Source organism: Rhodoferax sp. GW822-FHT02D07 (genome assembly GCF_058802405.1).
In genome coordinates, this window is sequence record NZ_JBXAOD010000004.1 from 349716 (window position 1) to 376566 (window position 26851).

A 26851-nucleotide genomic window follows, 5' to 3' on the forward strand; every position below is an offset into this window, starting at 1 on the left:
GAGCGTGATTTGAAAATCTGTGTATTGGGTGCCGGTTCACTGGGCTGCGCGATTGGCGGTGCTCTGGCCCGTTCGGGGGCGGATGTCACCCTCATCAACCGGCGCGAAGCGCATGTGATGGCGATCCGGCAACATGGCTTGGTGCTGCGTGAGGTCGGCGTCGATACGCCGGTAGCGGTGCGGGCTGCCACGGACGCCGCGGGGCTGGGCGTGATGGACCTGCTCATTGTGCTGGTCAAGTCCTACGACACCCGCAGCGCCATGCAGGGCGCCCTGCATCTGGTGGGGCCGGACACGGTGGTGCTGTCCCTGCAAAACGGGCTGGGCCATGAGGACGTGCTGGCCGAGCTGGTGGGTGCCGAGCGTGTGCTGGCCGGCAAGACCTATGTGGGCGGCGTGCTGGTCGCCCCGGGTGTGGTGGAAGCGGGCACTGCCGGCAAAGAGACGCTGATTGGCGAGTTGCGGGCCAAAGGTTCTGTGCGGGCCGACCGCATTGCCGCCGTGTTCAACACGGCGGGGCTGCAGACCCAGGTGTGTGAAGACATCATGGCCACCATTTGGGACAAGCTCCTGATCAATGTGGCCACCGGGGCCCTGAGCGGTATCACCCGCCTGCCCTATGGCGCGCTGTACCAGATACCGCAGGTAGAGGCCTGCGCGGTGGCGGCGGTGGAAGAGGCCATGGCCGTGGCGCGGGCCAGCGGCATCTACTTGAGCTACCAGCACGGTGTGGATGCCTGGCGCAAGGCCGCTGCCGGCTTGCCCTACGGATTCAAGGCGTCGATGCTGCAGAGCCTGGAAAAGGGCACGCGCACCGAAATTGATTACATCAACGGTGCCGTGGTCGAGCGCGGTGCTGCACTGGGTGTGCCCACGCCGGTCAACGCCGCCCTGGTGGCCTGCATCAAGGGCATTGAACATTCTTTGAAGGAAACAGCATGACTGCCCCCGCCATTCCGCGTGCGTACGTAGAGCACGTCGCCATCTGGGTCAAGGACATCCAGTGGCATATCCGGTTTTTCCACGAGGTCTGCGGCATGTCCATGCGCGAGGTGCAGGGCACCGTGGAAGACCCGGTGCAGTACTGGACGCTGGGCGGCATGCAGTTCATGGCCAAGCCGGATCACAGCGCGCCCGAGGGTCGGTTGGGCCACATCGGCGTGATGTGCGAGGACCTGGAGTACGCGTTGCAAGCCGCCCAGGCCTTTGGCGTGACCGAGATGCTGCAGGGCCGCAACTGGCTGCGCCTGCCCGATGGCCTGGCGGTGGAATTCATCCAGGCCAGCGCGGGCACCGTGGCGCAGGCCTTGGCCATCAACCCGCGCGCCTGAACGACCGTCTTCACAAGGAACCGCATGAGCCCCGAAAAATACTGGGACGACGCCCGCGACGGCGACCTCTGCACCAGCCCCAGCTACACCGTGACCAAGGAGCGCATCCTGGCCTATGCCGACCTGACCGGCGACCACACCCCGGTGCATGTGGACGAGGCCTATGCCAATGCCAGCCACTTTGGCTGCATCGTGGCGCACGGCCTGTTTGGCCTGTCGATTGCCGATGGTTTGAAGACGCAGAGCGACTACCGCTTCCTGCCCGGCATGTCGCTGGGCTGGACCTGGGACTTTGTGCTGCCCATCAAGGTGAACGACGTGCTGCATGTGCGCTTCACGGTGACGGGGCTGCGCGCCTCCAAAAGCCGGCCGGGCTGGGGCATCGTCATCCTGCCCAGCGAACTCATCAACCAGCACGGCGAGGTGGTGCAGAAGGGCGAACACCGCCTGATGATTCCGCGCCGCCCCGGCTCCCTTTAATTGCTATCTATTTAGTAGCTGCTCGCGCAATCATATCGAGGGCTAGAGGCCAATATGACTCAAAATTCTCAGCAGGCGCGCCCTTTGGAAGGCATCCGCGTCATCGACTACAGCCACTTTCTGGCGGGCCCCTATGTGGGCCGCTGCCTGGCAGCGATGGGCGCCGAGGTGATCAAGGTGGAGCGCCCCGGCACTGGCGATGCGGGCCGCCAGCACGCCTGGTTTGTGGGGGAGCACCAGGAATACAGCGGTTACTTTCTGCAACAGAACATGGGCAAGAAGGGCCTGTGCGTGAACACCAAGGATGCACGGGGCCGCGATCTGATGCAGAAGCTGGTGGACAGCGCCGATGTGTTCATCGAGAACTACCGTCCCGGCGCGCTGGACAAGCTGGGTCTGGGCTACGCCACGCTGGCGCAGCGCAACCCCGGCCTGGTGTACTGCTCCATCTCGGCCTACGGCCACAGTGGGCCGGATGCGTACCGCGCGGGCTTTGGCCTGATCGCCGAGGCCAAGAGCGGCATCATGCAAATGGTGGGCAACCCCGGCGAGGCGCCACCGCTGTTGCGTATCTCGCTGGGTGACATGTACACCGGCATCCACGCTGTGGCGGCCATCAACGCGGCCTTGCTGGGCCGCGTGAAGAGTGGCAAGGGCCAGCACATCGACATGGCGTTGTATGACACGCTGGTCTCCATGCACGAATACGCTGTGCAGTGCTACACCTTGTCGGGTGGCCAGGAGGTGCCGGTGCAGACCGGGCACGACATGCCCAACAGCACGCTCTATGGCGTGTTCCGCGCTGCGGATGGTGATCTGGTGATTGCCGCGCAAGTGGACGATGCGTGGAAGCGCTTTGCCGCCTTGGTGGAGGCGCATGGTGGCCCCGCAGGCTTTGGTGCGGATGCGCGCTTTCACACCAGCACGGGCCGCAACGCGCACCGGCTGGCCATTCTGGAGGTGGTCAAGCCCTGGGTTGCTGCCCGCTCGGTGCGCGAGGTGTTGGCGCTGTTGGACGGCATCGACGTGCCCAGCGCCAAGGTGCAGCGCATTGACGAGGTGCTGGCGGACCCGCAAATCCAGGCGCGCGGCATGGTGGTGGAGCAGGATCACCCCGCCATCGGAAAGATCCGTCTGCCCAATCTGCCCTTCCATTTCTCGGGCTGCGACACCAACATCGCGCAAGTGGCGCCCGACCTGGGACAGCACAACGCGGAGATCGCCGCCAGCCTGGGCTTTGCGGAGGCCGACATTGCGGCCATGCAGGCCGATGGTGTGCTGTTCAGCCGTTAAGGAGACTGTTGCATGACGGACCAATACGCCGTGATCGGCAACCCCATCGCCTTCAGCAAGTCCCCCATGATCCACGGCAGCTTTGCGGCCGCCACGGGGCAGGATATCGACTACACCAAGATTGAAGGTCCCCTGGGACAATTCCGCGAAACCGTGGATGCGTTTCGGGCCCGGGGCGGGCGGGGGCTGAACATCACTGCCCCGTTCAAGCTGGACGCCTATGCCTATGCGACCGAGCATTCCGAGCGGGCGCAGCTGGCCGGTGCTGCCAACGCCATGAAGTTCGAGGGCGGGCGCGTCATTGCCGACAACTTTGACGGCGTGGGGCTGGTGCGGGACGTGACCCACAACCTGGGTGTGGCATTGCGTGGCAAGCGCGTGCTGATGCTGGGCGCGGGCGGTGCGGCGCGCGGTGCGCTGCTGCCCTTTCTGGCCGAGACGCCGGCACTGCTGGTGATTGCCAACCGCACGGAGCAAAAAGCCCATGCGCTGGCCGCCATCGGGGCGAACCAGGGGCGGGTGGAGGCGGCCAGCTATGCGGCGCTGGAGGGGCAGACCTTCGACGTGGTGTTCAACGCTACCTCGGCCAGCCTGCGCGCCGAATTGCCCCCGGTGCCGGCGCAGGTGTTCAGTGCGGCCAGCCTGGCCTATGAGCTGGCCTATGGCAAGGGGCTGACCCCGTTTCTGCGTTTGGCTCAGGAAGCGGGTGTGCCGCAGCTGGCCGACGGGGTGGGCATGCTGGCCGAGCAGGCGGCCGAGGCCTTCGCCTGGTGGCGTGGCGTGCGGCCCGATACCAGTGCCGTCATCCGGTCCCTGACAGTCCCCCTGGCGTGAGATGCTGACCATGTGCTGCAGCCGCCTCCTATACTTATTGAATGAACGAGTTCGTACATTCCAGGGGTGTGGACAGCAAGAATGGTCGGAGCAAGGCCGGAAAGGCCATGCCCGCGGCAGGCGCGGCCAAGGCGACATCGCGCACCAACGATCCGGCGCGCACCATGGCCGGCATCCTGGAAGTGGCGACCCAGGAGTTTGCGGCCAAGGGCCTGAGTGGTGCACGCATCGATGCGATCGCCGAGGCCACGCACACCAGCAAACGCATGATCTATTACTACTACGGCAGCAAGGAAGGGCTGTACGTGGCGGTGCTGGAAGAGTCGTACCGGCGCATGCGGCAGATCGAGGCGCAGCTGCACCTGGAAGACCTGGAGCCCGAGGCGGCACTGCGCCGCTTGGTGGAGTTCACCTTCGACCGCCATGCGGACAACGAGGACTTCATCCGGCTCGTGATGAACGAGAACATCGAGCAGGGCAGCTACCTGGCGCAGAGCAAGACCATTCAGGAGCTCAATGTCCCGGCGATCCAGGCGATTCGCCAGCTCTACGAGCGGGGCGTTGCGCAGGGCGTGTTTCGCCCGGGGCTGGATCCGGTCGACATCCATGCGTCCATTTCGGCGCTGACCTTCTTCAACGTCTCCAACCGCCACACCTTCGGTCTGATCTTCAAAGACAAGGCGCGGGCCGCACAATCGGCCGCCCGACGCGCCAGCATCACCGAGATGGTGGTGCGCTTTGTGCGCAAGTAATTCATTTTCGGCATAACAGCTTTCCCCGGTATGCCATCCGGGTCGAGGGTAAACCCGGTCTTGTTAAAACTAACTAGTTCGTACATTAATGCCCAAGTACGACTTTGGAGACACACGTGGTCAAGAAATTCATCGATGGATATTGCCAATTGCTGGGCTACCTGATCGCCGCAGCCTTGGCGCTGATGGTGGTGCTGGTGTTCGGCAATGTGTTCATGCGTTACGCCTTCAACTCGGGCTTCACCGTCTCTGAAGAGCTGTCGCGCTGGCTGTTTGTCTGGGTCACCTTTCTGGGCGCCGTGATCGCCCTTCGCGATAACGCCCATCTGGGCACCGACATGCTGGTGAGCAAGTTTGGCCCCCAAGGCAAGCGCGTGCTCATGGGTATCTCGCTGCTGCTGATGCTGCTGTGCCTGTGGCTGATCTTCAAGGGCACCTACGACCAGTTCCTCGTCAACAAGGATTCGGAAAGCCCCGTGATGGAAGTGTCCATGGGCTGGTTCTATGCCGGGGGCATGGTGTTCTCGTTGCTCAGCGCCCCGATCCTGCTGCTGCAACTCTGGCGCCTGCTGACAGGCCAGGTGCGTGACGAGGACCTGATGCTGATCCAGGAATCCGAAGAAGCCGCCCACTGAGCGTCCACCAAGTACACGAGACAAGCACCATGACGATTCTTATTTTTCTAGGCTCCCTGATGGGCGCCATGGCAATGGGTGTGCCGATTGCCTTCTCCCTGCTCCTGTGCGGTGTGGCGCTGATGTGGCACCTCAACATGTTTGACGCGCAAATCCTCGCGCAGAACCTGCTCGAAGGTTCCAACAGCTTCCCGCTGCTGGCCGTGCCCTTCTTTATGCTGGCCGGCGAGATCATGAACGCTGGCGGCCTCTCGCGCCGCATCGTCAACTTCGCCATGGCCCTGGTGGGCCACGTCAAAGGTGGCTTGGGCTACGTGACCATCGTGGCCGCCGTGATCATGGCCTCGCTGTCCGGTTCCGCCGTGGCGGACGCTGCGGCATTGACCGCCTTGCTGCTGCCCATGATGGTGGCGGCCGGACACGACAAGGCGCGCTCGGCCGGTCTCATTGCCTCTGCAGGCATCATCGCGCCCATCATCCCGCCCAGCATCGGCTTTGTGGTGTTCGGCGTGGCGGCCAATGTGTCTATCTCCAAGCTCTTCATGGCCGGCATCTTTCCTGGCGTCTGGCTGGCGCTGTCGCTGGTGGTGACCTGGTGGTGGCTGGTGCGCCGCGAAGTGGTGGTGCCGCCGCCGCGCAAGTCTGCGGGTGAAGTGATCGCCGCCCTGCGCGATGCCACCTGGGCTCTGGTGCTGCCCTTCATCATCGTGTTCGGCCTGAAGTTCGGCGTGTTCACGCCCACGGAAGCGGCGGTGGTGGCAGCGGTGTATTCGCTGTTCGTCTCCACCATCATCTACCGGGAGCTGAGCTTCAAGAAGCTGGTGCCCCTGTTTGTCATGGCGGCCAAGACCAGTGCTGTGGTGATGTTCCTGGTCGCGGCAGCCATGGTGTCGGCTTGGCTGATCACGGTGGCCGATCTGCCCGGCCAGGTGGTGGCCCTGCTGCAACCGCTGCTGGACAGCCCGCGCCTGCTGATGCTGGCCATCATGATCCTGACCATGGTCGTGGGTACGGCGCTGGACATGACGCCCACCATCCTGCTGCTGACGCCCGTGCTCATGCCCGTGGTCAAGGCCGCCGGCATTGACCCCGTTTACTTCGGCGTGCTCTTCATCATCAACAACGCCATCGGCCTGATCACGCCGCCCGTAGGCACCGTGCTCAATGCCGTGGCCGGCGTGGGCAAGGTCAGCATGGACGAGGTGACCAAAGGCGTGGTGCCTTTCATGATCGCCCAGTTCGCCATCATGTTCCTCATGGTCGCTTTCCCGCAGCTGGTGATGGTGCCCGCGCGCTGGTTCTATTGATTGCGTTCCCGTTCTTATTTTTACTCAGGAGACAACTATGAAACGACTGTTCATCAAATCCGTATTGGCCACCGTCGCGCTGGCGGCCATGGGCATGGCTTCGGCCCAGGACATCAAGGAGCGCACGCTCAAGTTCGGCCTCAATAGCCCCGAAGGCCACCCCGCTGTGGCAGGCATGAAGAAGTTTGCCGAAGCCGTGGCTGCCAAGTCCGGCGGCAAGATCAAGGTGCAACTGTTCCTCAACGGCGCGTTGGGTAGCGACCAGGCCACCTTGTCTGCCGTGAAGGGCGGCACCGTGGAAATGGCCGTGATGAACTCCGGCATTCTGGCCAGCGAGGTAAAGGCGCTGGAAGTGTTTGACTTCCCCTTCCTCTTCAACAATGAGAAGGAAGCGGACGCCATCGTGGACGGCCCCATCGGCCAGAAGATGCATGCTGCCTTGCAAGACAAGGGCATCATCGGCCTGTCCTACTGGGAGCTGGGTTTCCGCAACATCACCACCGGCAAGAAGGCCATCAACAAGGTGGACGACATTGCCGGCCTGAAGCTACGCGTGATCCCCAACGCCATCAATGTGGACTGGGTCAAGGCCCTGGGCGCCAACCCCACGCCGCTGCCTTTCCCCGAGGTCTATGCCGCACTGGAGCAGGGCGCCATTGATGGCCAGGAAAACCCCATTTCCGTGATCGCCGCCAACAAGTTTTGGGAAGTGCAGAAGTTCGTGGCGCTGACCAACCACCAGTACAACCCGCAATCCGTCATCTTCAGCAAAAAGGTGTGGGACACCATGTCTGCAGCCGAGAAGAAGATCATCGACGACTCCGCCGACGAAGCGGTGAAGGCCCAGCGCGAAGCGGCCCGTGCATCGCTGGCTGCCAACCTGGAACTGCTGAAGAAAAACGGCATGACCGTGACGCAGTTGCCCGCCGCCGAGCTGGTCAAGCTGCGCGAAAAGATGAAACCTGTGATCGACAAGCACAGTGCGTCCGCTGGCTCCGTAGTCGCCGAAGTGCAGGCCGAGCTGGCCAAGCTGCGCAAGTAAGAAAGTGGCAGGCGCGGCCCGCCGGCCGCGCCTGCGCGGTTTTTCTCCTGAATCGAGGTTGTATGAAAGTCCTGATGCTGCATGGCATTAACCACAATATGTTCGGCAAGCGCGATCCCGCGCAGTACGGCACCGTCACGCTGGATGAGATCAACGCCAGCCTGACCAGCTTGGGCCGCGCGCTGGGCGTGGAGGTGGAGGCGTTTCAGACCAACTGCGAAGGCGCCATGTGCGACCGCATCCATCAGGGCTTCACCGACGGTGTGGGCGCGGTGCTCATCAACGCCGGTGCCTGGACGCACTACAGCTACGGCATCCGCGACGCGCTGGCCATCCTGACCTGCCCCATCGTGGAGCTGCACATGTCCAATATCCATGCGCGCGAGGAGTTCCGTCACAAGTCGGTGTTCGCCGAAATCGTCAAGGGTCAGATTTGCGGCTTTGGCGTGGACAGCTATCTGCTGGCATTGCGCGCCGCGGTGTCGGCCGCACGGGTGGCACAGGCATGATCATCAACGGCCACACGGAAGTCATTGCCCACATTGGCTTCCCGACCCACGCCTTCAAGGCGCCCATGATTTACAACCCCTGGTTCGAGAAGGCCGGGGTCAATGCGGTGGTGGTACCCATGGGCTGCCAGAGCCCGGACTACGCCACCTTCCTGCGCAGCGTATTCAAACTGTCCAATATCCGTGGTGCCCTCATCACGATGCCCCACAAGGTGCCCACCACGGCGCTGGTGGACGAGCTCTCGCCCACAGCCGCCATCGCCGGCGCTTGCAATGCCGTGCGCCTGGGGCCCAATGGCCAGCTGCAGGGCGACATGTTTGACGGCGCCGGCTTTGTGCGCGGCGTCTTGCGCAAGGGCCTGAAGTTGCAGGGCGCCCGTGCCCTGGTGGTCGGCAGCGGCGGCGTGGGCTCGGCCATCGCCGCCTCGCTCGCGGCCGAAGGTCTGTCCGCATTGGCGGTGTTTGACGTGAACGCCGCTGCGGCTGATGGTCTGGCGGGTCGCCTGCGCCAGCACTATCCGCAGCTTGAGGTCTTGACCGGTTCGACCGATCCGGTGGGCTTTGACCTGGTGGTGAATGCCACGCCCCTGGGCATGAACGACGGTGACGCCATGCCCCTGGACGTGACGCGCCTGGCAGCCGCCACCTTTGTGGGCGAAGTGGTCATGAAGACCGAAACCACCGCCTTTCTGGCGGCAGCGATTGCGCGCGGCTGCAAGGTGCAGGTGGGATCGGACATGCTGTTCGAACAGATACCGGCCTACCTAGAGTACTTCGGCCTGCCCAGCACCACGCCCGAGGAACTGCGGGCGGTAGCACGACTGCAGTATTAGCTTGGGCCCCCACGCTTCGCCGCTACGCGGGTCGCTGCCCCCCAAGGGGGCGCGTGTCCGCTTGGGGCGGCCCGGCGCGGAAACCTAGCCCCCATGCTCCGCTGTTGTTAAGGTCGTTGCGGCAGGGCGTGCACCAATTGCCCCAGGCGGGCAAAGGCGCGCTCAATCTCTGGGGTAAAAGGCCAGCCGCAGTTCACGCGCAGGTTGCTGTCAAAGCGGCTCGAATTGGTGAAGATGGTGCCGGGCGCGATCACCATGTTGTCCTTCAGGGCGGCGTGGAACAGGTCCGTGGCCGACAGGCCCTGCGGCAGCTCTACCCAGAGTGAGAGGCCGCCGCGCGGCACGGTCAGGCGTGTGCCTGCGGGAAAGTGGCTGGCCACGGCTTGGGCCGTTTGCGTGCGCTGGGTGACCAGCGTGGCTCGCAGGTGGCGCAGGTAGCGGTCGTAGGCGGCCGAACCGATAAAGCCCGCAGCGGCCACCTGAGATAGGCGCTCGTTGCTGCGCGAGGCGGCAAACTTGAGCATCGCCACACGTGCATGCCAGCGCCCCGCGCTGACCCAGCCCAGTCGCAAGCCCGGCGCCAAGCTTTTGTGCAGTGATGCGCAGTGCACCACATGGCCCGTGTCATCCCAGGATTTGATGGCGCGCAGGGGCTCCTCGCGCAGCACGGCGTCGTCCACCAGCGCACTGTAGGTGTCGTCCTCGATGAGGGCCACATCGTGCTGCTGGCACAGGCGCAAAAGAGCCTGTTTATTGACGTTGGGCATGATGCTGCCGGTCGGATTCTGCAGGTAGGGAATGACCACCACGGCCTTGATACCCGGTGCATTGCGCAGCGCCAGTTCCACCGCGTCGACCGATATGCCGGTGCGCGGGCTGGTCGGAATCTCCAGCGCCTTCAGGCCCAGACTCTCCAGCGTCTGCAGCAGGCCGTAGAAGGTGGGCGACTCTACGGCAATCGTGTCGCCCGGGTGGGCCACGGCGCGCAGGGCCAGGTTCAGCGCTTCGGTGCAACCGTTGGTGATCTGGATGTCTTCGGGCGAGAGGTGCATGCCGGCGAGCATGGCGCGCTTGGCCAGCACCTCGCGAAACTCCAGGCTGCCTTGGGGGGGCGCGGCGCGCACCAGCTGGTCGGGGTTCTGGCGCAGGCTGCGGATGGCAGCTTGCTGCAAGGCCTGGGCCGGATACAGCTCGGGCGCGCAGCGCGCGGTAGACAAATTGGTCTTGAAGCGCTGCATGCGGCCCAGCGCCAGAAACTCGGACACCTTGGTGTGGATGCCCACGTACTGCGCCGGGTCGGGTGCGCGCTGCATGGGCGGGTCGTTCACGGGCGCCAGCAGCGAGCGTTCTGGCATGCGTACAAAGTAGCCCGAGCGGGGCCGTGCTTCGAGCCCGCCTTCGCTCTCCAGCAGGCGGCAGACCTGCATGGCGGTGGACAGGCTCACGGCGTGTTGGCGCGTCATGTCACGCAGCGAAGGCATGCGCTGGCCCGGCAGCAGGCTGCCGGCCTGGATGGCGCTTCGGTAATGCTCGGCCAGTTGCTGGTACTTGGGGGCGGTGGATGGCGTCATGGCCTCTGGATCATGCGGCGCAGGTCAGGGACTGAACAGGTACAGAAGGGCGAAAAACCGACCATAACAGATGCCAACTTTCTGCACTGTTGCGTAACAGATGGGAGATGCCTGTGGCTGTTCGCTCCGGGCGCCGGCTTTTACGCTGGAGGCTCATTCAAGGAGAGTTTTCATGGTTTCGACAACGCGTCCTTCCCCCTTGTTTACCACCCACCTGCAGGCCGCCGAATCGGTCTGGGAGTGCATTCCCCGCGGCGCCGAGCTGGTGGTGTTGCGCGGCGCCATCTGTGTGCACCAGCGCCAGATGCTGGCCGAGTCGTGGATCGACATGCCGGTGCGCCTGGAAACCGGCATGCGCTACCAGGTGCCCAGCGGCGGCTGGCTTGAGCTGGAAGCCTATGGCGCGGCCTCGGTGGCGGTGTGGCCAGCGGTCAGCGCTTGGTACTGGTTAGGGCTGGCCTTGCGCCGCGGGCTGCGCGGTTTTCGTCGCGCTTTCAGTGCCTGATGGGCATCTGGTCCGCGTGGATATTACGCAAGCAGCTAGCAAATCAGTAGCGCCTCGCGGGTGGCTGGGTCAGGGGCGGGCGGGCAACAGCAGCCATTCCCGGCGGAACAGCCACTGCTGCGGGTACCAGAGGTTGTCTAGCGTGACCTCGCCTTCCTTGTGCCGGCTTTTCACATGCCAGCGCTGGGCCAGCAGGGTGCAGCGGGGCAGGCAGCTGGGCTGCTCGTCCAGATCGGTTTGCAGCCAGACCACCGCATCGAACTCGCCCAGCAGCCGCTCCAGGCGTTGGGCCGGGGGCATGTCGGGGTAGCGTTCGCCGGTGTTGCGGCCTTCGGCGTCATAGGGGGCGATACGCGCGCCGGGCAGCACGAAGTGGAAGCGCTCGTACTGGCCGGTGAAGCCGTTGGGCACCGCCACGCGCTGGCCGCGCAGCTGGGCCTGGATGGCGGGGCTGTAGTCGGCGTCCGGCTGGGAGATGGGCGCCACCATCAGGCCAAAGCTGGCGTACACCGCCAGGCAGGCCACCAGGGCGGCATTGCGCGTCCAGGGTTTATAGAAAAAACCGGCCATAGCCCCCGCCAATCCTGCGCCAGCAGCTATCAAAGTCATAGTGCCCTGGGCCGTACTCGCCATATCCATTTCGGTCATCACCCAGCCGATGCGCCCCAGCATCACCAGCGCTGGCGCGCACACCAGCAGCGTGATCCAGAACCACAGGCGCGGCAGGCGGTCCCACACCAGGGCCATGGCAATCGCCAGCGCGGGCATGGCCGGGATGACGTAACGCGCCGAGCGTTGGCTGGGGATGGTGAAGACGACGAGCCAGACCAGCAGCCAGGCCAGCAGGATCCAGTGCGCAGGGGCCAGCCGGGCGTAGGTGGTGCCGCGCAGGCCGCGCCACAACGCCAGCGCGCAAAAGCCCAGCGCCATGAAGGCCAGCAGGCCGGCGTTTTCGGGGTAGGCCAGCAGCTGGGTCCACATGGGGTAGGGGCCGGATAGCGCGGCCTGCCAGTAGCCCATGGTGTTGGACATCTTGCCTGCGTTCTCGGCCACCACAAATTCCTGCCAGACCTCGGCAGGTCGGGGGTCCAGTACAAACCAGAGCGCAAAAATGCCCAGGCCCAGCAGCGTGCTCCAGGCCAGGCCCGCCGTGGTGCGCACGGTGGTGGGCCAGCTGCGGCGCTCAGCCAGCAGGGTGGCGCACCACAGGCCGGCCGCAGCAGGCGCCAGCAGGGCAAAGGACTTGTAGGCGGCGCCCAGGCCTAGGGCCATGCCAAAGAGCGTATAGCTGCCCCAGACCAGCTGCTGCGCAGGCGACTGCGCGGCGTTCGGGCGCAGGTGCAGCCACAGCAGCCACCACATGGGCAGTGCCAGCCAGAAGGTCTCAGGCGCGGAAGTGAGGTAGGCGCGGCCGTAGCGGAAGCTGGAGAAGTACAGCAGGTACAGGGCCGCCGCCACACAGGCGGTGCGCAGCTTGCCCGGTGCTGGCGCCATGCGGTGGGCGAAGAAGGCCAGCAGCGCGGTGGTGGCCAGGGTGTAGAGCACGCTGGGCAGGCGCAGCGCGAACAGGCTCCAGCCCTGTCCCCAGCCGCCGGCCGCCATGGCCTGCCAGATCAGCAGGGGCGGCTTGGTGTTGCGCGTGCCCACCAGTTCGGACTGCAGCGGCAGCCAGTGGCCGCTCTCGGCCGTCATGCGGGCGATATGGATGTAGACCATCTCATCGCCGTTGGTGGGGGCGTAGGGGCTACCGAGGCCCAGCAGGTAGAGGGCGGCAGCTACGAAAACGAGAGCTAGCCACGCAATGTTGGTGCGGGCTGATGGCATATTTCGATTGAAATCAGTCAGCATGCGCTGCCCCGCAGGTCAGTCCTGGGGCCGTTTGAAGGTCCAGCGGTCATTCGCCAGGAAGTTACTGACGCTGGCCGCGGCGATGGCGATGATGTTGGCCACGCGGTAGTCCAGGCTATTGGAGAGCAGCAGGGTCAGCACGTACTGGATGGCGCTGCCAAAGGCCGACGCTGTGGCGTACTGGCCGAACTCCATGCCCAGCAGGCGCAGGCTGATGGGCTGGGGCTCATTGGCTTCGAGCAGGCGCACGCGGTCGGCCCAGGTCCAGAGCCGGTTCCAGGTGAAGTTGTTGAGCGTGGCCAGAGAGATCGCCAGGGCCAGCGAGAAGTAGGGTTTCTTGTAGCCGGCCTCGATGGCGTTGAACAGGTACTCGTGGCCCAGGTGCAGCACGGTCAGGTTGACCACTACGCCGCTGGCGCCCACGATGCCGAATTTGATGAAGCGGTAGCGTTCCAGCAGGCCCAGGGCCCAGAGGGTCAGGCGCTGCACGCGCGCGATCAGGCTCATGCGGTCTGGCTTTGCAGGTAGTTCAGCGCCTGCTCCAGCACCGGGTCGGGCGCAATGCGCTTGAGGCACTGGTTGTCGCCGTCGCAAAAGGTCAGGCGGTGGTTGTAGGCCGTCAGGCAGGGCGAGCAGGCGATGCCGCTTTCAAGAATGATGGTGCGTGGGCCCAGCGGGCCGTAGAGCTTGCCGGTCTCGGGGCCGAAGAAGACCATGGTCTGGATCGGCGTGACGGTGGCGAAGTGGCTGGGGCCGCCGTCATTGGTGATGAGCAGGCTGCTGGCGTGCATGAGCATCAGCAGCTCGCGGATGCTCTTGGTGTAGCCGGTCAGGTTGAGGCAGGCCTCGTGGCCGACCTGGGCCTGCAGATCACGCGCGAGGATGGCGTCATCCTTCAGCCCGATGAGACCTACGGCATAGCCGGCCGCACACAGGCCCTGCACCACGCGCGCATAGTGGCTGGCTGGCCAGGCGCGTTCGGGCAGGATGCCGCCGCCGGCATAGACCAGCACCAGGGCGCGCGTTTTCGTCACCGGATGGTCGGCTTCGACCTTGCCACGGTAGGCGGCCAGCTCTTCGGGCGTGAAAGGCACCGACAGCTCGGGCTCGGCCGGAATCGCACGGATGGCGCCGGCGCGGTTGCGCGGCATGCCCTCGGGCGATTGCAAGGCATCCACCAGCGACAGAAACTGCTTGCTGATGTGCTGGTAGGGGTTGTAGGGAATGCTGTGGTTGATAAAGCTGCCGCGGTACAGGCCTTCTTGCGTGTGCGGCGTGAAGCCCACGCGCACAGGCGCGCCGGTACTGAAAGAGAGCAGGGCGCTGACGCGGGAGAACAGCTCGCAGTCAATCACCGCGTCCAGACCCAGCTTGCGCATCTTCAGGCTCACGGCCAGGATGTCGCGGATCAGATTGCCGCCGGAGCTGTCGTCCAGCGTGTGCATGTGCTCGACCTCGGTGAGCGACAGCAGTTTGGAGACTTCCTGATTCTTTTTGAGCTGCAGGATGTGAATCGCCGCGCCCGGGTATTGACGGCGCAAGGCCGCAAACATGGGGCCGGCCAGCACGATGCTGCCCATCTCGGAGAGCAGGATCACCAAGATGTTCTTGGGGGCAGCCGGCATGCGGGCCGGTGCGCCGAACAGCCCGGTGAACTTCACCCATCCCGACACCGCGCCACACAGCAGCTGGCCTACCCAGCGGTCAATGAAGCGTTGTGTCTGGATGTTCATAGGCAGGGCTTACTTCAGACCGGCAGCGGCGCGCAGGGTGGCGGCCTTGTCGGTACGTTCCCACGTGAACTCGGGTTCTTCGCGGCCGAAGTGACCGTAGGCGGCGGTCTTCTCATAGATGGGGCGCAGCAGGTCCAGCATCTGGATGATGCCCTTGGGGCGCAGGTCGAAGTGCTCGTTCACCAGCTTGGCGATCTGGTCGTCAGGGATGACGCCGGTGCCTTCGGTGTAGACGGTCACGTTCATGGGCTTGGCCACACCGATGGCATAGGCCACCTGCACCTGGCACTGGCGCGCCAGACCGGCGGCGACCACGTTCTTGGCCACGTAGCGCGCGGCGTAAGCAGCCGAGCGGTCCACCTTGGAGGGGTCCTTGCCGGAGAAGGCGCCACCACCGTGGGGGCAGGCGCCACCGTAGGTGTCCACAATGATCTTGCGACCGGTCAGGCCGCAATCGCCTTGGGGGCCGCCGACGACGAAACGGCCGGTGGGATTAATCAGGTAGCGCGTGTCCTGCAGCCATTCCTTGGGCAGCACAGGCTTGATGATCTCTTCGATGATGGCTTCGGTGAAGCTGGCCTTCATCTTGTGCTGGGTTTCGGACTGGTCAGGGCTGTGCTGGGTGGACAGCACCACAGTGTCAATGCTGTGCGGCTTGCCGTCCACATAGCGCATGGTCACTTGCGACTTGGCATCGGGGCGCAGGAAAGGCAGGCGGCCATCCTTGCGCAGCTGGGCCTGGCGCTCCACGAGACGGTGGGCGTAGTAAATGGGCGCGGGCATCAGCTCGGGCGTCTCGTCGCAGGCGTAGCCAAACATCAGGCCCTGGTCGCCAGCACCGATGTTGAGGTGGTCGTCGGAAGCGTGGTCCACGCCCTGGGCGATGTCGTTGGACTGCTTGTCATAGGCCACCATGACGGCGCAACCCTTGTAGTCGATGCCGTACTCGGTGTTGTCGTAGCCAATGCGCTTGATGGTGTCACGCGCGACCTGGATGTAGTCCACATGCGCGTTGGTGGTGATTTCGCCGGCCAGCACCACCAGACCGGTGTTGGTCAGTGTCTCGGCGGCCACGCGCGACCGTGGGTCCTGCTTGAAGATGGCATCAAGAATCGCGTCGGAAATCTGGTCCGCCACCTTGTCGGGGTGGCCTTCAGAGACAGATTCAGAGGTAAAGAGGAAGTCGTTCGACATGGCAAGGTCTCCAAAAAAACATCAAGTCGCGTTGCTTGGGCTTTGGAGCTTACAGCGAACGCTTTAGCAGATTCGCCGGAATTGGCGAGGCACAATGGCACTCCTTTGGGGATTGCCCGTGTGGTTGTCGCCCTGCAAGTAGTTCCATAACTCAGCGACACCGCCGATTTTAGCCCAGCCATGCGCCTGCTTTTCAAATTGCTGTCCCCCCTGCCATTGGGGCTGTTGCATGCCATGGGCTGGGTGCTGGGCTGGCTGGCATTCTGGGGCTCGCCCAGCTACAGGCGCCGTTTTGTGGAGCATGCGCGTCAGGCGGGCTTGAGCGATGCGCAGTGTCGTGCCGCAGTGGGACAGTCGGGGCGTCTGGTGGCCGAACTGCCCCGGCTCTGGATGGGCCGGCCCGTGCCCGTGCAATGGCGGGGGCGCGAACACGTGGAAGCTGCGCTGCAGGCCGGGCGTGGCGTGTTGTTCCTGACGCCGCACCTGGGCTGCTTCGAGGTCACGGCCCAGGCCTACGCCCAGGTGTTTGGCCAACAGGGGCGGCCCATCACCGTCCTGTTCCGTCCGCCCCGTCAGGCCTGGCTCGTCCCCCTTGTCACGGGCAGCCGCACCCGGCCCGGCATGGACACGGCGCCGACCAGCCTGGCCGGTGTCAAGCAGATGCTCAAGGCGCTCAAGGCCGGGCAATGTGTGGGCTTGCTGCCAGACCAAGTGCCGCCGCAGTCCCAAGGTGTGTGGGTGCCTTTCTTCGGCCGAGCCGCCTACACCATGACGCTGTCGGTGCGCCTGGCCGCACAAAGCGGGGCCACGGTGCTGCTGGCCTGGGGCGAGCGCCTGCCTTGGGGGCGCGGCTATGTGGTCCACGTGCATCCGCTGGCAGAGCCGTTGTCCGGCGATGTGACCCAGGCGGCGGCGCAGATCAACACTGCCATGGAGGGGCTGGTGCGGCAGTGCCCCACGCAGTACCTCTGGGGCTATGCGCGCTACAAGACGCCGCGCGACACGCTATAAAAATCATGAGCCGTTGGATGCTGAAACTGTTGATCGCCCTGGGCCGGCTACCCTTGCCCCTGCTGCGCGCGCTGGGCTGGGTACTTGGCGTTGTTCTGTATGCACTGGTGGGCTCGCGCCGGCGCGTGGTCATGACCAACCTGGCGCTGTGCTTTCCACAATGGACGCTGGCGACGCGGCGGCGCCAGTGCCTGATGACCTTTGTCTACTTTGCCCAAGCCTGGCTGGACCGGGGCTGGCTCTGGCATGCGCCCGAAGCCCGGGTGCGTGGCCGCCTGCAGCTCAGTGGCGCGGTGGAGGCGCTGGCGGGTGACAAGCCCACCATTGTGTTTGCTCCGCATTTCATGGGTCTGGATGCAGCTTGGACAGCACTGACGCAGCAGATCGGAAGGCGCTTTTGCACCATTTACTCGCCCCAGCTCAATGCGGATGTGGACGCCTGGATACTCGCCGGCCGCCAGCGCTTTGGCGCGCCCGAGATGGTGGCGCGCCTGGATGGGGCGAAGCCCCTGGTGGCGGCTGTACGAAACGGCGAGCCGCTGTACCTGTTGCCGGACATGAACTTCGACCCGACCGAGTCGCTCTTCGTGCCCTTCTATGGCGTGCCAGCCGCGACTGTGCCCTCGCTTTCCCGCTTCGCACGTCTGGGCCGGGCCCAAGTAGTGCCCGTGGTCACACGCATCACGCCGAAAGGCTATGCCGTTGAGGTCTTGCCCCCTTGGCAGGACTTTCCCACAGCCGATCTGGAGGCCGACACGGCCCGCATGAACCGCGAGCTGGAGTCCTATATCAACCCCATGCCGGCCCAGTACTACTGGGTGCACAAGCGCTTCAAGGACCGGCCTGACGCCGCGGCAGCGCCTTATTGAGGGGCGTCGGGAGCGGCTGCTTCCGTGGCCGGATGGGCCCATTGCCAGAGCAGCCGGGACACATCCTCTATGCCCTGGCGTTTGGTGGCCGAGAACAGCATGACCTCCCCACCGCCGGCTTGCAGCTTGGTGATGGAGAGGATCTTGGCCTGTTCACTGCGGGTGAGCTTGTCGGCTTTGGTCAGGATGATGAGGAACTTGAGCCCTTCTTCCACGCGCGGGCGGATCACATCAAGCAGGATTTCGTCGAGCTCGGTCATGCCATGGCGCGGGTCGCACATGAGCACGATGGCCGTGAGGTTCTTGCGCGTGACCAGGTAATTGGCCATCACCTGCTGCCAGCGGATCTTGTCCTGCTTGGGCACGGCGGCATAGCCATAGCCTGGCAAGTCGGTCAGCACGGCGTCGGTCAGGCCCTGCTTGCCCAGGGCAAACAGGTTGATGTGCTGGGTACGCCCAGGCTTCTTGGAGGCAAAGGCGAGCTGCTTTTGCTGGGTCAGCGTGTTGATGCAGGTCGACTTGCCGGCGTTGGAGCGGCCCACAAAGGCGATCTCAGGCACGTTCAGCTCGGGCAGGAAGTGGAGCTGGGGCGCTGTGGTCAGAAAACGGGCGGTATGCAGCCAGCCCGTGGCCACCGTGGTGGCAGCCTTCTCGGAGGCGAGGGGGGTAGGGGCGCTGGTGGCGCCTGGGTTCGGTGTTTTGGTCATTGAATGTGGAGGTAAACCCAGTGCCGCATTGTAGAATGGCGCTGTTTTGCTCACCAAACACCACATTCCTATGAAGTTGATTGCACCCCTGCTCATCGCGGCCTCGTTTGTGGCTTTCACGGCGCCTTCCATTGCGGAAGAGGCCAAACCGGAGGCAGCCAAGGTGGCTAAGCCAGATTTGGTCAAGGGTGCGGCCAGTTTTGCGGCAGTTTGCGCAGCCTGCCACGGGGCGGATGGCAATGCCGGCTCTCCCGCATATCCCAAGCTGTCCCAACAGCACCCCGAATACTTGGTCAAGCAACTGCAGGAGTTCAAGTCTGACAAGCGCAACAACGCGGTCATGAAGGGCTTTGCCTCGGCCCTGAGCGACGAAGACATGAAGAACATCGCCTATTGGGTGACCTCGCAAAAAGCCAAGCCCGGCTTTGCGAAAGACAAGGAACTGGTGTCGCTGGGTGAGCGCATTTACCGCGGCGGCATTGCCGACCGCCAAGTGCCCGCCTGCGCAGGCTGCCACAGCCCGAATGGCGCTGGCATTCCCGCCCAATACCCTCGCCTGAGTGGCCAGCATGCCGACTATTCGGTGGCGCAACTGGTGGCTTTCCGTGATGGCGTGCGCAAGAACAGCGTACAGATGACCCAGGTCGCGGGCAAGATGAATGACCGCGAAATCAAGGCGGTGGCGGACTACGTCGCCGGCCTGCGCTAAATCTTCTTTTTCGCGGCGCCCGGGTTTCGGGGAACCAAGCGCCGCGAGACCACCCTAACAGGCGGGTCCATCGGCATGATGGCCCGCCTTTTTTTCGAGTCCTCTTCCGAGTTCCTCCTTTGCTCACATGACAGTGTCTACCCAGGGTCTGGTCTTGCAGTCTGGCTCGCGCGCTTGGCGTTCCGCGGTCGAGCTACTGTCGTCCATGCGTTTTGCGATCTCCTTGCTGACGGTGATCTGCATTGCCTCCGTCATCGGCACGGTGCTCAAGCAGCATGAGCCGCTGAATAACTATGTGAACCAGTTTGGTCCCTTCTGGACCGAAGCGTTTGCAGTGGTGAGCCTCTACAACGTCTACAGCGCCTGGTGGTTTCTGCTGATCCTGGCTTTTCTGGTGCTCAGCACTTCGCTGTGCGTGGCGCGCAACACGCCCAAGATACTGGCCGATCTGCGCTCCTACAAGGAGAACATCCGCGAAAAGAGCCTGTTGGCCTTTGGGCAACGTGCCCAGATGGACTTGGCTGAAGATGCCGAGCCGGCGGCACGGCGCATTGGCCAGTTGCTGGTCAGCGGTGGCTGGCGCGTCAAGCTGCAGCGCCGCGAGGGTGGCTGGATGGTGGCTGCCAAGACGGGCGCGGCCAACAAGGTGGGCTATATCGCGGCGCACAGCGCCATCGTGCTGGTCTGCCTGGGGGGGCTGCTCGATGGCGATCTCATCGTGCGTGCCCAGATGCTGTTCAACGGCAAACAGCCCTACAAGGGCGGCGGCATGGTGGCTGATGTGCCCGAGCAGCATCGCCTGAGCGAGCGCAACCCGACTTTCCGCGGCAATTTGCTGGTGGCGGAGGGCACGCAGTCCAGCACGGCCATTCTCAACCAGTCCGATGGCGTGCTGCTGCAGGAACTGCCGTTTGCGGTGGAGCTCAAGAAGTTTGTCGTGGAGTACTACTCCACGGGCATGCCCAAGCTGTTTGCCAGCGACATCGTGATCCATGACAAGGCCACGGGCGAGAAGATCGAGGCACGCACGGAGGTGAATCACCCGGTCAAGTACCGCGGCATCGAGATCTTCCAGAGCAGCTTTGATGATGGCGGGTCAAGCCTGAAGCTGCGTGCGCAGTCGTTCACGGGGCGCACCAAGCCATTCGAGTTGGAGGGGCAGGTGGGTGGCAGCTCGCAGCTCACCAACCAGGCCGGTGCACCCGGCGACCAACTGACCGTGGAATACACCGGCCTGCGCGTCATCAACGTGGAGAACTTTGGCGGCAACCCGGCCGAGGGTACGGATGTGCGCAAGGTGGATTTGCGTCAGAGTCTGGACGCACAGCTGGGCGCAGCCAACAAGACCAAGGAACAGAAAAACCTGCGCAATGTGGGCCCCAGCGTGAGCTACAAGCTGCGCGACGGTGCGGGCCAGGCGCGGGAGTATCACAACTACATGCTGCCGGTGGACATGGGCGACGGCGTGCCGGTCTTCCTGCTGGGCATGCGCGAGACGCCAGCCGATACCTTCCGCTACATCCGTGTGCCGGCCGATGAGCAGGGGGGCATGGACGATTTCATGCGTCTGAGCCAGGCCCTGCAAGATCCGGTGCTACGCAACAAGGCAGTGCAGCGCTACTCGCAGCGCGCGGTGGATGGCAAGCAGCCGGAACTGGCCGCCCAACTGAGCCAGTCGGCGGCACGGGCGCTGGCGTTATTTGCCGGGGCTCCTTCGGATGGCAAGGCGCCTGCTGTGGCGGGGCTGCAAGCGATCTCCGACTTTATCGAAGCCAACGTACCGCAGGCTGAGCGCAGCAAGGCGGGCGAGGTGCTGGTGCGCATCCTCAACGGCGTGCTCTACGAGCTGGAGCAGGTCGCCCGGGCCCAAGCCAAGCTGCCCGAGTTTGTCCCTGATGCACGTGGACAGGCTTTCATGACGCAGGCGGTGCTCGCGCTCAGCGATGTACCGCTGTATCCGGCCCCACTGGTGCTGAGCCTGACGGACTTCACACAACGCCAGGCCAGTGTGTTCCAGGTGGCACGTGCGCCGGGGCAGGCGGTGGTGTACTTGGGCTGTGCCTTGCTGATCGTGGGCGTGTTTGCCATGCTCTATGTACGGGAACGCCGGGTTTGGGTATGGTTGGTACCCGGGGATGCGGGCCACTCGCAGGCCAGCATGGCCTTTTCGAGCAACCGCAAGACCCTGGACAGTGACAAGGAATTCGAGCACCTGAAGGCCAGGTTGCTCGCCTGGAAGGAATGACAAGGATATGAACGCAGTTTCCGGCACCTCCGAAGAGACTCTGGGCGCAAGCGCCACCGAGACCGTGCGCCTGCACGCGGGCTACTTTGTGCGCCGCAGCTGGATGGAGTGGCTGTTTGCGCTGGTGGTGGCCGCGGGCGGCCTGTTCGCGCTGCAGCGCTACGCCGATGCCATGGATGTCTACGAGAAGGGCATTCTACTGGCGGCCATTCCTGCCACGGTCTGGCTGGGGTGGTTCTGGCGTCCGTTGCAAACCTTGATGCTGCTGGTGGCGGGCCTGTCGCTGGCGGCGGTGTTTGCTTACCAGGGCACTCTGGAGCGCGCCGAGACGGTGTTCTGGCTCAAGTACTTCCTGTCCAGCCAGTCGGCCATCCTCTGGATGAGCATGCTGTTTTTCATGTCCACCGTGTTCTACTGGATTGGCGTGTTCGCCAAGGGGCGCGCTGAGGGCATGGAGCTGATTGCCTCGCGCCTGGTCTGGGTGGCCGTCACCATGGCGCTGACCGGCACCATGGTGCGCTGGTACGAGAGCTATCTGCTGGGCGCCGATATCGGCCACATCCCGGTCAGCAACTTGTACGAGGTGTTCGTTCTGTTCTGCTGGATGACGGCGGCCTTCTACCTGTACTTTGAAGCCCAGTACAAGACGCGCTCCCTGGGCGCCTTTGTGATGCTGGTGGTCAGTGCAGCCGTGGGTTTTCTGCTCTGGTACACCGTGGTGCGCCAGGCGCATGAGATCCAGCCGCTGGTGCCCGCACTCAAGAGCTGGTGGATGAAGCTGCACGTGCCGGCCAACTTTATTGGCTATGGCACCTTTGCGCTGGCGGCCATGGTGGCCTTTGCCTACCTGATCAAACAGCAGGCCACGGAGACACGTTGGTACAAGCTGGCGCCGCTGTGGCTGCTGGGTATCGTGCTGTGCTTCGAGCCCATGGTGTTCCGCAAATCCGCCAGTGGCGGCATGAGCGACTACTGGGCCGTCTACTTTGGTGTGTCGGCCCTCGTGGTGGCGGGTATTCTGCTGGGGCGCAAGCAGATTGCGGCCAAGCTGCCCAGCTTCGAGATCCTGGACGATGTGATGTACAAGTCCATCGCCGTGGGCTTTGCCTTCTTCACCATTGCCACCGTGTTGGGCGCGCTGTGGGCGGCCGAAGCCTGGGGCGGTTACTGGAGCTGGGACCCCAAGGAAACCTGGGCGCTGATTGTCTGGCTCAACTATGCGGCCTGGCTGCACATGCGCCTCATGAAGGGCTTGCGCGGCACCGTGGCGGCCTGGTGGGCGTTGGCAGGGCTGGCCGTGACCACCTTTGCCTTCATCGGCGTCAATATGTTCCTCAGTGGCCTGCACAGTTACGGAACTTTGTAAGAAACCACATGGTCGGACGACCAATGCCTACATAAGGAGTCCCCATGCTGATCAGAACCACGAATTCCGGTTTCGACCACCCCCTGGCCAGCGAGATCACGGAGCGCGGGGTCTATGAAGACCGGCGCCGCCTGCTCAAGCACCTGGCAACCGGGGTTGCGGGGCTGGGTATGGCGCAATGGGCTTCGCGCGAGGCCTTGGCGCAAAGCGCCGTCTGGGGCGCGGTTCCGGGCAAGCTGGCGGCATTGGCGTCCAGGCCCTCCGCTGTGGCCGGTGCCATGGCCATGGAGAAGGTGACGGCCTACAAGGACGCCAGCAGCTACAACAACTATTACGAGTTCGGCACCGACAAGGCCGACCCCGCCGTCAATGCCCATACGCTCAAGACCGATCCTTGGTCCGTCGAGGTGGAGGGTCTGGTCAAGAAGCCCGGCCGCTTTGCGCTGGAAGACCTGCTCAAGCTCAGCCCCATGGAAGAGCGCATCTACCGCTTGCGCTGCGTGGAGGGCTGGTCCATGGTGATTCCCTGGGTAGGCTATTCGCTGGCTGAACTCATCAAGAAGGTGGAGCCTCTGGGCAGCGCCAAGTACGTGGAGTTTCTGACGCTGGCCGACCCCAAGACCATGCCCTTTGTGGGCTCCCGCATCCTGGATTGGCCCTATGCCGAGGGCTTGCGCCTGGATGAGGCCATGCACCCGCTGACGCTGCTGAGCTTTGGCATGTATGGCGAGGTGCTGCCCAAGCAGAACGGTGCGCCCGTGCGCTTGGTGGTGCCATGGAAGTACGGCTTCAAGAGTGGCAAGAGCATCGTCAAAATCCGCTTCACCGAAAAGCAGCCGGGCACGGCCTGGAACAAGGCGGCGGCCAATGAGTACGGCTTCTACTCCAACGTGAACCCCAATGTGGACCACCCGCGCTGGAGCCAGGCGACTGAACGCCGCATTGGCGAAGACGGTCTGTTCGCCAAGAAACGCAAGACGCTGATGTTCAACGGCTATGAGGCCCAGGTGGGCCAGCTCTACGCCGGCATGGACCTCAAGAAGTTCTACTGAACCATGGCGCCTGTGAATGCCTGGCTGGCCCGGCCCGCGGCCAAGCCGGTGGTGTTTGTCGTGGCGGCCCTGCCGCTGGCCTGGCTGGTGTTTGCCGCCTTTGCGGACCGCCTGGGCGCCAACCCGGCGGAGGCGCTGGTGCGCTCAACCGGCGACTGGACCTTGCGAATGCTCTGCGTGGTGCTGGCGGTAACGCCGCTGCGCACGGTGGCGGGTTGGCCCGCACTGGCGCGCCTGCGGCGCATGCTGGGGCTGTGGACCTTTGCCTACGCCGTGCTGCACATGCTGGCCTACAGCTGGTTTGACATGGGGCTGGACCTCGGCGATATCGCCAAGGACATCGCCAAGCGGCCATTCATCCTCGTGGGCTTCACCGCGCTGGTGCTCCTGCTGGCGCTGGCCGCCACCTCCTTCAACCGCGTGATCAAGGCCATGGGCGCCAAGCGTTGGCAGGCGCTGCACCGGGCGGTCTATGCCGTGGCCGGGCTGGCGCTGCTGCATTTTTTCTGGATGCGCGCGGGCAAAAACAACTTCGCCGAAGTCGCGGTCTATGCCCTCATCATTGCGCTGCTGCTGGGCTGGCGCCTGCGCCGATTTTTAAAGAAAAACAGGCCCTAGCCCCCGTAAATAATGCGCGGGCAGCTCCTGTTTTGATAGTAAGTCAGAGCAGGAGCTCACCGCGCAACTGGTCTGTCATGGTGTCGCGCTGGCGGATCAGGCGGGCTTCTCCGCCGTCCACCAGAACTTCCGCGGCGCGTGGGCGGGAGTTGTAGTTGCTGGACATGCTCATGCAGTACGCGCCGGCCGACAACACGGCCAGACGTTCGCCGGGTTGGGCGGCCAGGCTGCGGTCGCGGCCAATCCAGTCACCACTTTCACAGACCGGGCCTACCACGTCGTAAACCGTGCTGTCTGCAGCGGCAGGCGCGGGCTGCACGGGCACGATGGCGTGGAAGGCCTGGTACATGGCCGGGCGAGGCAGGTCGTTCATCGCGGCGTCCACGATGCAGAAGTTCTTTTGTTCGCCCGGTTTCAGGTAAAGCACCTCGGTCACGCACAGGCCAGCGTTACCGACCAGGGAGCGGCCGGGCTCAATCATCAGCTTGCGCTGGCCGAAGCCGCGTGCATCCAGCTTGGCGAGCAGCTTGGCCCACAAGGCGTCGGCTTGGGGCGGGGTATCGCCGTTGTAGTTGATACCCAGGCCACCGCCGAAGTCGATGTGCTCAATTGGTATGCCGGCCTTCTCGATGGATTCCACCAAGTCCAGCATACGGTCCATGGCGTCCAGGTAGGGCGTTTCCTCGGTGATCTGCGAGCCGATATGGCAGTCGATGCCGACCACCTGCAGGCCGGGCAGGGCGGCTGCGCGCTGGTAGGTCAGTACGGTGCGTTCGTGCGCGATGCCGAACTTGTTGCCCTTGAGGCCGGTGGAAATATAGGGGTGGGTTTTGGGGTCGACGTTGGGGTTCACGCGGATGCTGATGGGGGCCTTGCGTCCCATGGACACGGCCACGTCGTTCAGCACGTCGATTTCGGCCTCGCTCTCCACATTGAAGCAGCCCACGCCTGCTTCCAGGGCTTCCCGCATTTCGGAGCGGGTCTTGCCCACGCCGGAGAAGATGACTTTGGCGGCATCGCCACCGGCGGCCAGCACGCGTGCCAGTTCGCCGCCGGAGACGATGTCAAAGCCGCAGCCTGCCTTGGCAAACAGCTGCAGCACGGCCAGCGAGGAGTTGGCTTTCATGGCATAGCAGATCTGCGCGTTGCGTCCGGCAAAGCCCTTCTGGTAGGCCGCCAGTGCCGCCAGCATGGAGCCCTTCGAATACACAAACAGGGGGGTTCCGTGCTGTGCCGCCAGCGCATCGACGGCGCAGTTTTCGACGTGCAGTTGCCCGTTGTCGGCGTAGTGAACAAAAGGGTGACCGGGCAGGGAGGCGTGACTCATGGTGCGGGGAAGGTGCTGCTGGAAGAGTTTGCCGCAGGCGCCTGGGGTGCTGCGGCAGAGGTATTGCGGGGGGCGGTTTTGGCGGGCAAATACAGTGAGCCGGTCTGGCCGCAGGCGGCCACAGTGAGCACACTGAGGGCAAGGGCAAGGTGTCTGACTAGAATTCGTGCTGCTTTCAACATGCTGAAATTGTACTTACCGACGCTCAATCGGAAGTCCGCGCACCCTCGACAGGTAGGCGCTTCGAGGGTTGCACACTCGAAGTACTGCGCCACGCGCAACGCCGTAGCCCACTCCCCAAATGTCCGCCAGCTCCTGAATCGTGTAGTCGCCAGATAAATACATAGTCACGAGCTCGCGCTCGGACTCTGTATCTATCTGGCGAGGTGCACCCCATTTTTTGCCGCGAGCCCTTGCAGCAGCTTGACCAGCCATGACGCGCTCACGAATTATTGAGCGCTCAAGTTCAGCAACAGCACCGAGAATTTGAACGGTGAAAACACCAATCGGGCTCGATGTATCGATGGGTTCTGTAAGTGAGCGAATAGCAGCGCCAGCCCTTTTTAGCTTGGCCAAAATTGACAACAGATCGCCGAGACTTCGCGCAATTCGATCAATTTTCCAGACAACTAAAACATCACCAGCACCAACGGTTTCAATGGCTTCGCGAAGGCGTGGACGTGGGCCAACTCCAGAGCAATTTTCTTCAAAAATTTTCTTAATTCCAGCAGCTCGGAGGGCGTCAATTTGAAGGCTGGTTTCTTGTTCCGACGTTGAAACTCGCGCATAACCGTAGTTCAATTTTTCCCCTAAATCATGTCGGGCCGCTATCGTTATTGTAGCGCGTGCTATTGTTTTTGTAGCTAATGCTATCGTTTTTATAGCGAACATTTTAGCGGCAGATGAAGTAGTTTTGTTTGCAGTAGGTGTACTGGGTGCAGGGCGTTTGGCTTCGCCACCGGGCTCTATCACTACGTGACCAAGCCCAAGGTCTTGGCCCATTCGGGTAACGATCCCTAACGCATTTCGCGCCACCGCTATCCCTTTGCTTCGTTCGTTTCCCTGAGTGCGACGCCTTCC

General features: G+C 63.6%; 28 protein-coding genes. 19 read left to right on the forward strand and 9 right to left on the reverse strand.

The window, feature by feature from the left end:
- The first annotated feature begins 9 nt into the window (after window positions 1-9).
- The 11 genes from AC1RNN_RS12445 to AC1RNN_RS12495 all read left to right on the forward strand — a co-directional run bounded on the left by AC1RNN_RS12445 (window position 10) and on the right by AC1RNN_RS12495 (window position 9016).
- On the forward strand, window positions 10-942 hold the full coding sequence (locus tag AC1RNN_RS12445; protein WP_493088929.1) for a ketopantoate reductase family protein: 933 nt from the start codon (window positions 10-12) through the stop codon (window positions 940-942).
- Window positions 939-1331: a VOC family protein gene (locus tag AC1RNN_RS12450; protein WP_493088927.1), complete on the forward strand. Its 393-nt coding sequence runs from the start codon at window positions 939-941 to the stop codon at window positions 1329-1331. Before AC1RNN_RS12445 ends, AC1RNN_RS12450 begins: the two co-directional genes overlap by 4 nt.
- Window positions 1332-1355: 24 nt before the next feature.
- On the forward strand, window positions 1356-1811 hold the full coding sequence (locus AC1RNN_RS12455) for a MaoC family dehydratase (RefSeq protein ID WP_493088925.1): 456 nt from the start codon (window positions 1356-1358) through the stop codon (window positions 1809-1811).
- Window positions 1812-1865: 54 nt separating this feature from the next.
- Window positions 1866-3104 carry a CaiB/BaiF CoA transferase family protein gene (locus AC1RNN_RS12460; protein ID WP_493088923.1) on the forward strand — a complete coding sequence of 413 codons (1239 nt, stop codon included), beginning with the start codon at window positions 1866-1868 and terminating at the stop codon, window positions 3102-3104.
- Window positions 3105-3116: 12 nt separating this feature from the next.
- Complete coding sequence (gene aroE, locus AC1RNN_RS12465; RefSeq protein ID WP_493088921.1) at window positions 3117-3938, forward strand: shikimate dehydrogenase; 822 nt, start codon at window positions 3117-3119, stop codon at window positions 3936-3938.
- Between the two features lie 41 nt (window positions 3939-3979).
- Entirely contained in the window at window positions 3980-4690 is a 711-nt protein-coding gene (locus tag AC1RNN_RS12470) for a TetR/AcrR family transcriptional regulator (RefSeq protein ID WP_493088919.1), read from the forward strand.
- A gap of 116 nt (window positions 4691-4806) precedes the next feature.
- Window positions 4807-5325: a TRAP transporter small permease gene (locus AC1RNN_RS12475; RefSeq protein WP_493088917.1), complete on the forward strand. Its 519-nt coding sequence runs from the start codon at window positions 4807-4809 to the stop codon at window positions 5323-5325.
- Window positions 5326-5354: 29 nt separating this feature from the next.
- The gene (locus AC1RNN_RS12480) at window positions 5355-6632 is read left to right on the forward strand and encodes a TRAP transporter large permease subunit (protein WP_493088915.1); all 1278 of its coding nucleotides are present in this window, start codon (window positions 5355-5357) and stop codon (window positions 6630-6632) included.
- 37 nt (window positions 6633-6669) lie between these two features.
- Window positions 6670-7674, forward strand: a complete 1005-nt coding sequence (locus AC1RNN_RS12485; protein ID WP_493088913.1) for a TRAP transporter substrate-binding protein — start codon at window positions 6670-6672, stop codon at window positions 7672-7674.
- A gap of 62 nt (window positions 7675-7736) precedes the next feature.
- A complete protein-coding gene (gene aroQ, locus AC1RNN_RS12490; protein WP_493088912.1) occupies window positions 7737-8183 on the forward strand; it encodes a type II 3-dehydroquinate dehydratase in 447 nt (148 codons plus the stop codon).
- The gene (locus AC1RNN_RS12495; protein ID WP_493089486.1) at window positions 8183-9016 is read left to right on the forward strand and encodes a shikimate dehydrogenase family protein; all 834 of its coding nucleotides are present in this window, start codon (window positions 8183-8185) and stop codon (window positions 9014-9016) included. The genes aroQ and AC1RNN_RS12495 overlap by 1 nt, the downstream gene beginning before the upstream one ends.
- A 107-nt stretch (window positions 9017-9123) precedes the next feature.
- Here the strand turns inward: AC1RNN_RS12495 and AC1RNN_RS12500 are convergent, their stop codons facing one another.
- The gene (locus AC1RNN_RS12500) at window positions 9124-10587 is read right to left on the reverse strand and encodes an aminotransferase-like domain-containing protein (RefSeq protein ID WP_493088911.1); all 1464 of its coding nucleotides are present in this window, start codon (window positions 10585-10587) and stop codon (window positions 9124-9126) included.
- 172 nt (window positions 10588-10759) lie between these two features.
- Here AC1RNN_RS12500 and AC1RNN_RS12505 point away from each other — a divergent pair, with 172 nt between their 5' ends.
- Window positions 10760-11092: a hypothetical protein gene (locus AC1RNN_RS12505; RefSeq protein WP_493088910.1), complete on the forward strand. Its 333-nt coding sequence runs from the start codon at window positions 10760-10762 to the stop codon at window positions 11090-11092.
- A gap of 69 nt (window positions 11093-11161) precedes the next feature.
- Here AC1RNN_RS12505 and AC1RNN_RS12510 read toward each other — a convergent pair whose 3' ends face one another.
- From AC1RNN_RS12510 to metK, 4 genes are read right to left on the reverse strand one after another with little or no spacing between them, the layout of a single operon-like run.
- Window positions 11162-12916 carry an ArnT family glycosyltransferase gene (locus AC1RNN_RS12510; RefSeq protein WP_493088908.1) on the reverse strand — a complete coding sequence of 585 codons (1755 nt, stop codon included), beginning with the start codon at window positions 12914-12916 and terminating at the stop codon, window positions 11162-11164.
- 39 nt (window positions 12917-12955) lie between these two features.
- Window positions 12956-13447 (reverse strand): GtrA family protein, encoded by a 492-nt coding sequence (locus tag AC1RNN_RS12515; protein WP_493088907.1) that lies wholly within the window; start codon window positions 13445-13447, stop codon window positions 12956-12958.
- A complete protein-coding gene (locus AC1RNN_RS12520; protein WP_493088905.1) occupies window positions 13444-14673 on the reverse strand; it encodes a glycosyltransferase family 9 protein in 1230 nt (409 codons plus the stop codon). Before AC1RNN_RS12520 ends, AC1RNN_RS12515 begins: the two co-directional genes overlap by 4 nt.
- 9 nt (window positions 14674-14682) lie before the next feature.
- On the reverse strand, window positions 14683-15867 hold the full coding sequence (gene metK, locus AC1RNN_RS12525) for a methionine adenosyltransferase (protein WP_493088903.1): 1185 nt from the start codon (window positions 15865-15867) through the stop codon (window positions 14683-14685).
- A 180-nt stretch (window positions 15868-16047) separates the two neighbouring features.
- On the opposite strand from metK, the gene AC1RNN_RS12530 reads away from it, so the two are divergent.
- Together AC1RNN_RS12530 and AC1RNN_RS12535 are read left to right on the forward strand one after the other, a co-directional pair.
- Window positions 16048-16878 (forward strand): lysophospholipid acyltransferase family protein, encoded by an 831-nt coding sequence (locus AC1RNN_RS12530; RefSeq protein WP_493088901.1) that lies wholly within the window; start codon window positions 16048-16050, stop codon window positions 16876-16878.
- Window positions 16879-16895: 17 nt separating this feature from the next.
- Window positions 16896-17747, forward strand: a complete 852-nt coding sequence (locus AC1RNN_RS12535) for a lysophospholipid acyltransferase family protein (protein WP_493088900.1) — start codon at window positions 16896-16898, stop codon at window positions 17745-17747.
- Here the strand turns inward: AC1RNN_RS12535 and yihA are convergent.
- A complete protein-coding gene (gene yihA, locus AC1RNN_RS12540; protein ID WP_493088898.1) occupies window positions 17741-18454 on the reverse strand; it encodes a ribosome biogenesis GTP-binding protein YihA/YsxC in 714 nt (237 codons plus the stop codon). The two genes, AC1RNN_RS12535 and yihA, sit on opposite strands and share 7 nt — an antisense overlap.
- 70 nt (window positions 18455-18524) lie before the next feature.
- Between yihA and AC1RNN_RS12545 the strand changes: the two genes are divergently transcribed.
- The 5 genes from AC1RNN_RS12545 (at window position 18525) to msrQ (ending at window position 24444) form a co-directional block, all read left to right on the forward strand.
- A complete protein-coding gene (locus AC1RNN_RS12545) occupies window positions 18525-19163 on the forward strand; it encodes a c-type cytochrome (protein WP_493088896.1) in 639 nt (212 codons plus the stop codon).
- Between the two features lie 127 nt (window positions 19164-19290).
- Window positions 19291-21408, forward strand: coding sequence for a cytochrome c biogenesis protein ResB (locus tag AC1RNN_RS12550; RefSeq protein WP_493088894.1), 2118 nt, complete (start codon window positions 19291-19293; stop codon window positions 21406-21408).
- A 103-nt stretch (window positions 21409-21511) separates the two neighbouring features.
- The gene (gene ccsB / locus AC1RNN_RS12555) at window positions 21512-22774 is read left to right on the forward strand and encodes a c-type cytochrome biogenesis protein CcsB (protein WP_493089484.1); all 1263 of its coding nucleotides are present in this window, start codon (window positions 21512-21514) and stop codon (window positions 22772-22774) included.
- Window positions 22775-22818: 44 nt separating this feature from the next.
- Window positions 22819-23826, forward strand: coding sequence for a protein-methionine-sulfoxide reductase catalytic subunit MsrP (msrP, locus tag AC1RNN_RS12560; protein WP_493088892.1), 1008 nt, complete (start codon window positions 22819-22821; stop codon window positions 23824-23826).
- Between the two features lie 3 nt (window positions 23827-23829).
- On the forward strand, window positions 23830-24444 hold the full coding sequence (gene msrQ, locus AC1RNN_RS12565; RefSeq protein WP_493088890.1) for a protein-methionine-sulfoxide reductase heme-binding subunit MsrQ: 615 nt from the start codon (window positions 23830-23832) through the stop codon (window positions 24442-24444).
- Window positions 24445-24487: 43 nt separating this feature from the next.
- Here msrQ and lysA read toward each other — a convergent pair whose 3' ends face one another.
- From lysA to AC1RNN_RS12580, 3 genes are all read right to left on the reverse strand, one after another.
- Entirely contained in the window at window positions 24488-25771 is a 1284-nt protein-coding gene (gene lysA / locus AC1RNN_RS12570) for a diaminopimelate decarboxylase (RefSeq protein ID WP_493088888.1), read from the reverse strand.
- Window positions 25768-25953 carry an LPS translocon maturation chaperone LptM gene (lptM, locus tag AC1RNN_RS12575; RefSeq protein WP_493089482.1) on the reverse strand — a complete coding sequence of 62 codons (186 nt, stop codon included), beginning with the start codon at window positions 25951-25953 and terminating at the stop codon, window positions 25768-25770. The genes lysA and lptM overlap by 4 nt, the downstream gene beginning before the upstream one ends.
- Window positions 25954-25966: 13 nt before the next feature.
- On the reverse strand, window positions 25967-26851 hold an 885-nt coding region (locus AC1RNN_RS12580; RefSeq protein WP_493088886.1), incomplete at its 5' end, for a recombinase family protein.

Bases quoted from the DNA above. Each gene is read 5' to 3' on its own strand.
- AC1RNN_RS12450 (WP_493088927.1), top strand. From the start codon at position 939: ATGACTGCCCCCGCCATTCCGCGTGCGTACGTAGAGCACGTCGCCATC.
- AC1RNN_RS12455 (WP_493088925.1), top strand. From the start codon at position 1,356: ATGAGCCCCGAAAAATACTGGGACGACGCCCGCGACGGCGACCTCTGC.
- AC1RNN_RS12460 (WP_493088923.1), top strand. From the start codon at position 1,866: ATGACTCAAAATTCTCAGCAGGCGCGCCCTTTGGAAGGCATCCGCGTC.
- aroE (WP_493088921.1), top strand. From the start codon at position 3,117: ATGACGGACCAATACGCCGTGATCGGCAACCCCATCGCCTTCAGCAAG.
- AC1RNN_RS12470 (WP_493088919.1), top strand. From the start codon at position 3,980: ATGAACGAGTTCGTACATTCCAGGGGTGTGGACAGCAAGAATGGTCGG.
- AC1RNN_RS12480 (WP_493088915.1), top strand. From the start codon at position 5,355: ATGACGATTCTTATTTTTCTAGGCTCCCTGATGGGCGCCATGGCAATG.
- AC1RNN_RS12485 (WP_493088913.1), top strand. From the start codon at position 6,670: ATGAAACGACTGTTCATCAAATCCGTATTGGCCACCGTCGCGCTGGCG.
- aroQ (WP_493088912.1), top strand. From the start codon at position 7,737: ATGAAAGTCCTGATGCTGCATGGCATTAACCACAATATGTTCGGCAAG.
- AC1RNN_RS12500 (WP_493088911.1), bottom strand. From the start codon at position 10,587: ATGACGCCATCCACCGCCCCCAAGTACCAGCAACTGGCCGAGCATTAC.
- AC1RNN_RS12505 (WP_493088910.1), top strand. From the start codon at position 10,760: ATGGTTTCGACAACGCGTCCTTCCCCCTTGTTTACCACCCACCTGCAG.
- AC1RNN_RS12510 (WP_493088908.1), bottom strand. From the start codon at position 12,916: ATGCCATCAGCCCGCACCAACATTGCGTGGCTAGCTCTCGTTTTCGTA.
- AC1RNN_RS12515 (WP_493088907.1), bottom strand. From the start codon at position 13,447: ATGAGCCTGATCGCGCGCGTGCAGCGCCTGACCCTCTGGGCCCTGGGC.
- AC1RNN_RS12520 (WP_493088905.1), bottom strand. From the start codon at position 14,673: ATGAACATCCAGACACAACGCTTCATTGACCGCTGGGTAGGCCAGCTG.
- metK (WP_493088903.1), bottom strand. From the start codon at position 15,867: ATGTCGAACGACTTCCTCTTTACCTCTGAATCTGTCTCTGAAGGCCAC.
- AC1RNN_RS12530 (WP_493088901.1), top strand. From the start codon at position 16,048: ATGCGCCTGCTTTTCAAATTGCTGTCCCCCCTGCCATTGGGGCTGTTG.
- AC1RNN_RS12535 (WP_493088900.1), top strand. From the start codon at position 16,896: ATGCTGAAACTGTTGATCGCCCTGGGCCGGCTACCCTTGCCCCTGCTG.
- yihA (WP_493088898.1), bottom strand. From the start codon at position 18,454: ATGACCAAAACACCGAACCCAGGCGCCACCAGCGCCCCTACCCCCCTC.
- AC1RNN_RS12545 (WP_493088896.1), top strand. From the start codon at position 18,525: ATGAAGTTGATTGCACCCCTGCTCATCGCGGCCTCGTTTGTGGCTTTC.
- AC1RNN_RS12550 (WP_493088894.1), top strand. From the start codon at position 19,291: ATGACAGTGTCTACCCAGGGTCTGGTCTTGCAGTCTGGCTCGCGCGCT.
- ccsB (WP_493089484.1), top strand. From the start codon at position 21,512: ATGGAGTGGCTGTTTGCGCTGGTGGTGGCCGCGGGCGGCCTGTTCGCG.
- msrP (WP_493088892.1), top strand. From the start codon at position 22,819: ATGCTGATCAGAACCACGAATTCCGGTTTCGACCACCCCCTGGCCAGC.
- msrQ (WP_493088890.1), top strand. From the start codon at position 23,830: ATGGCGCCTGTGAATGCCTGGCTGGCCCGGCCCGCGGCCAAGCCGGTG.
- lysA (WP_493088888.1), bottom strand. From the start codon at position 25,771: ATGAGTCACGCCTCCCTGCCCGGTCACCCTTTTGTTCACTACGCCGAC.
- lptM (WP_493089482.1), bottom strand. From the start codon at position 25,953: ATGTTGAAAGCAGCACGAATTCTAGTCAGACACCTTGCCCTTGCCCTC.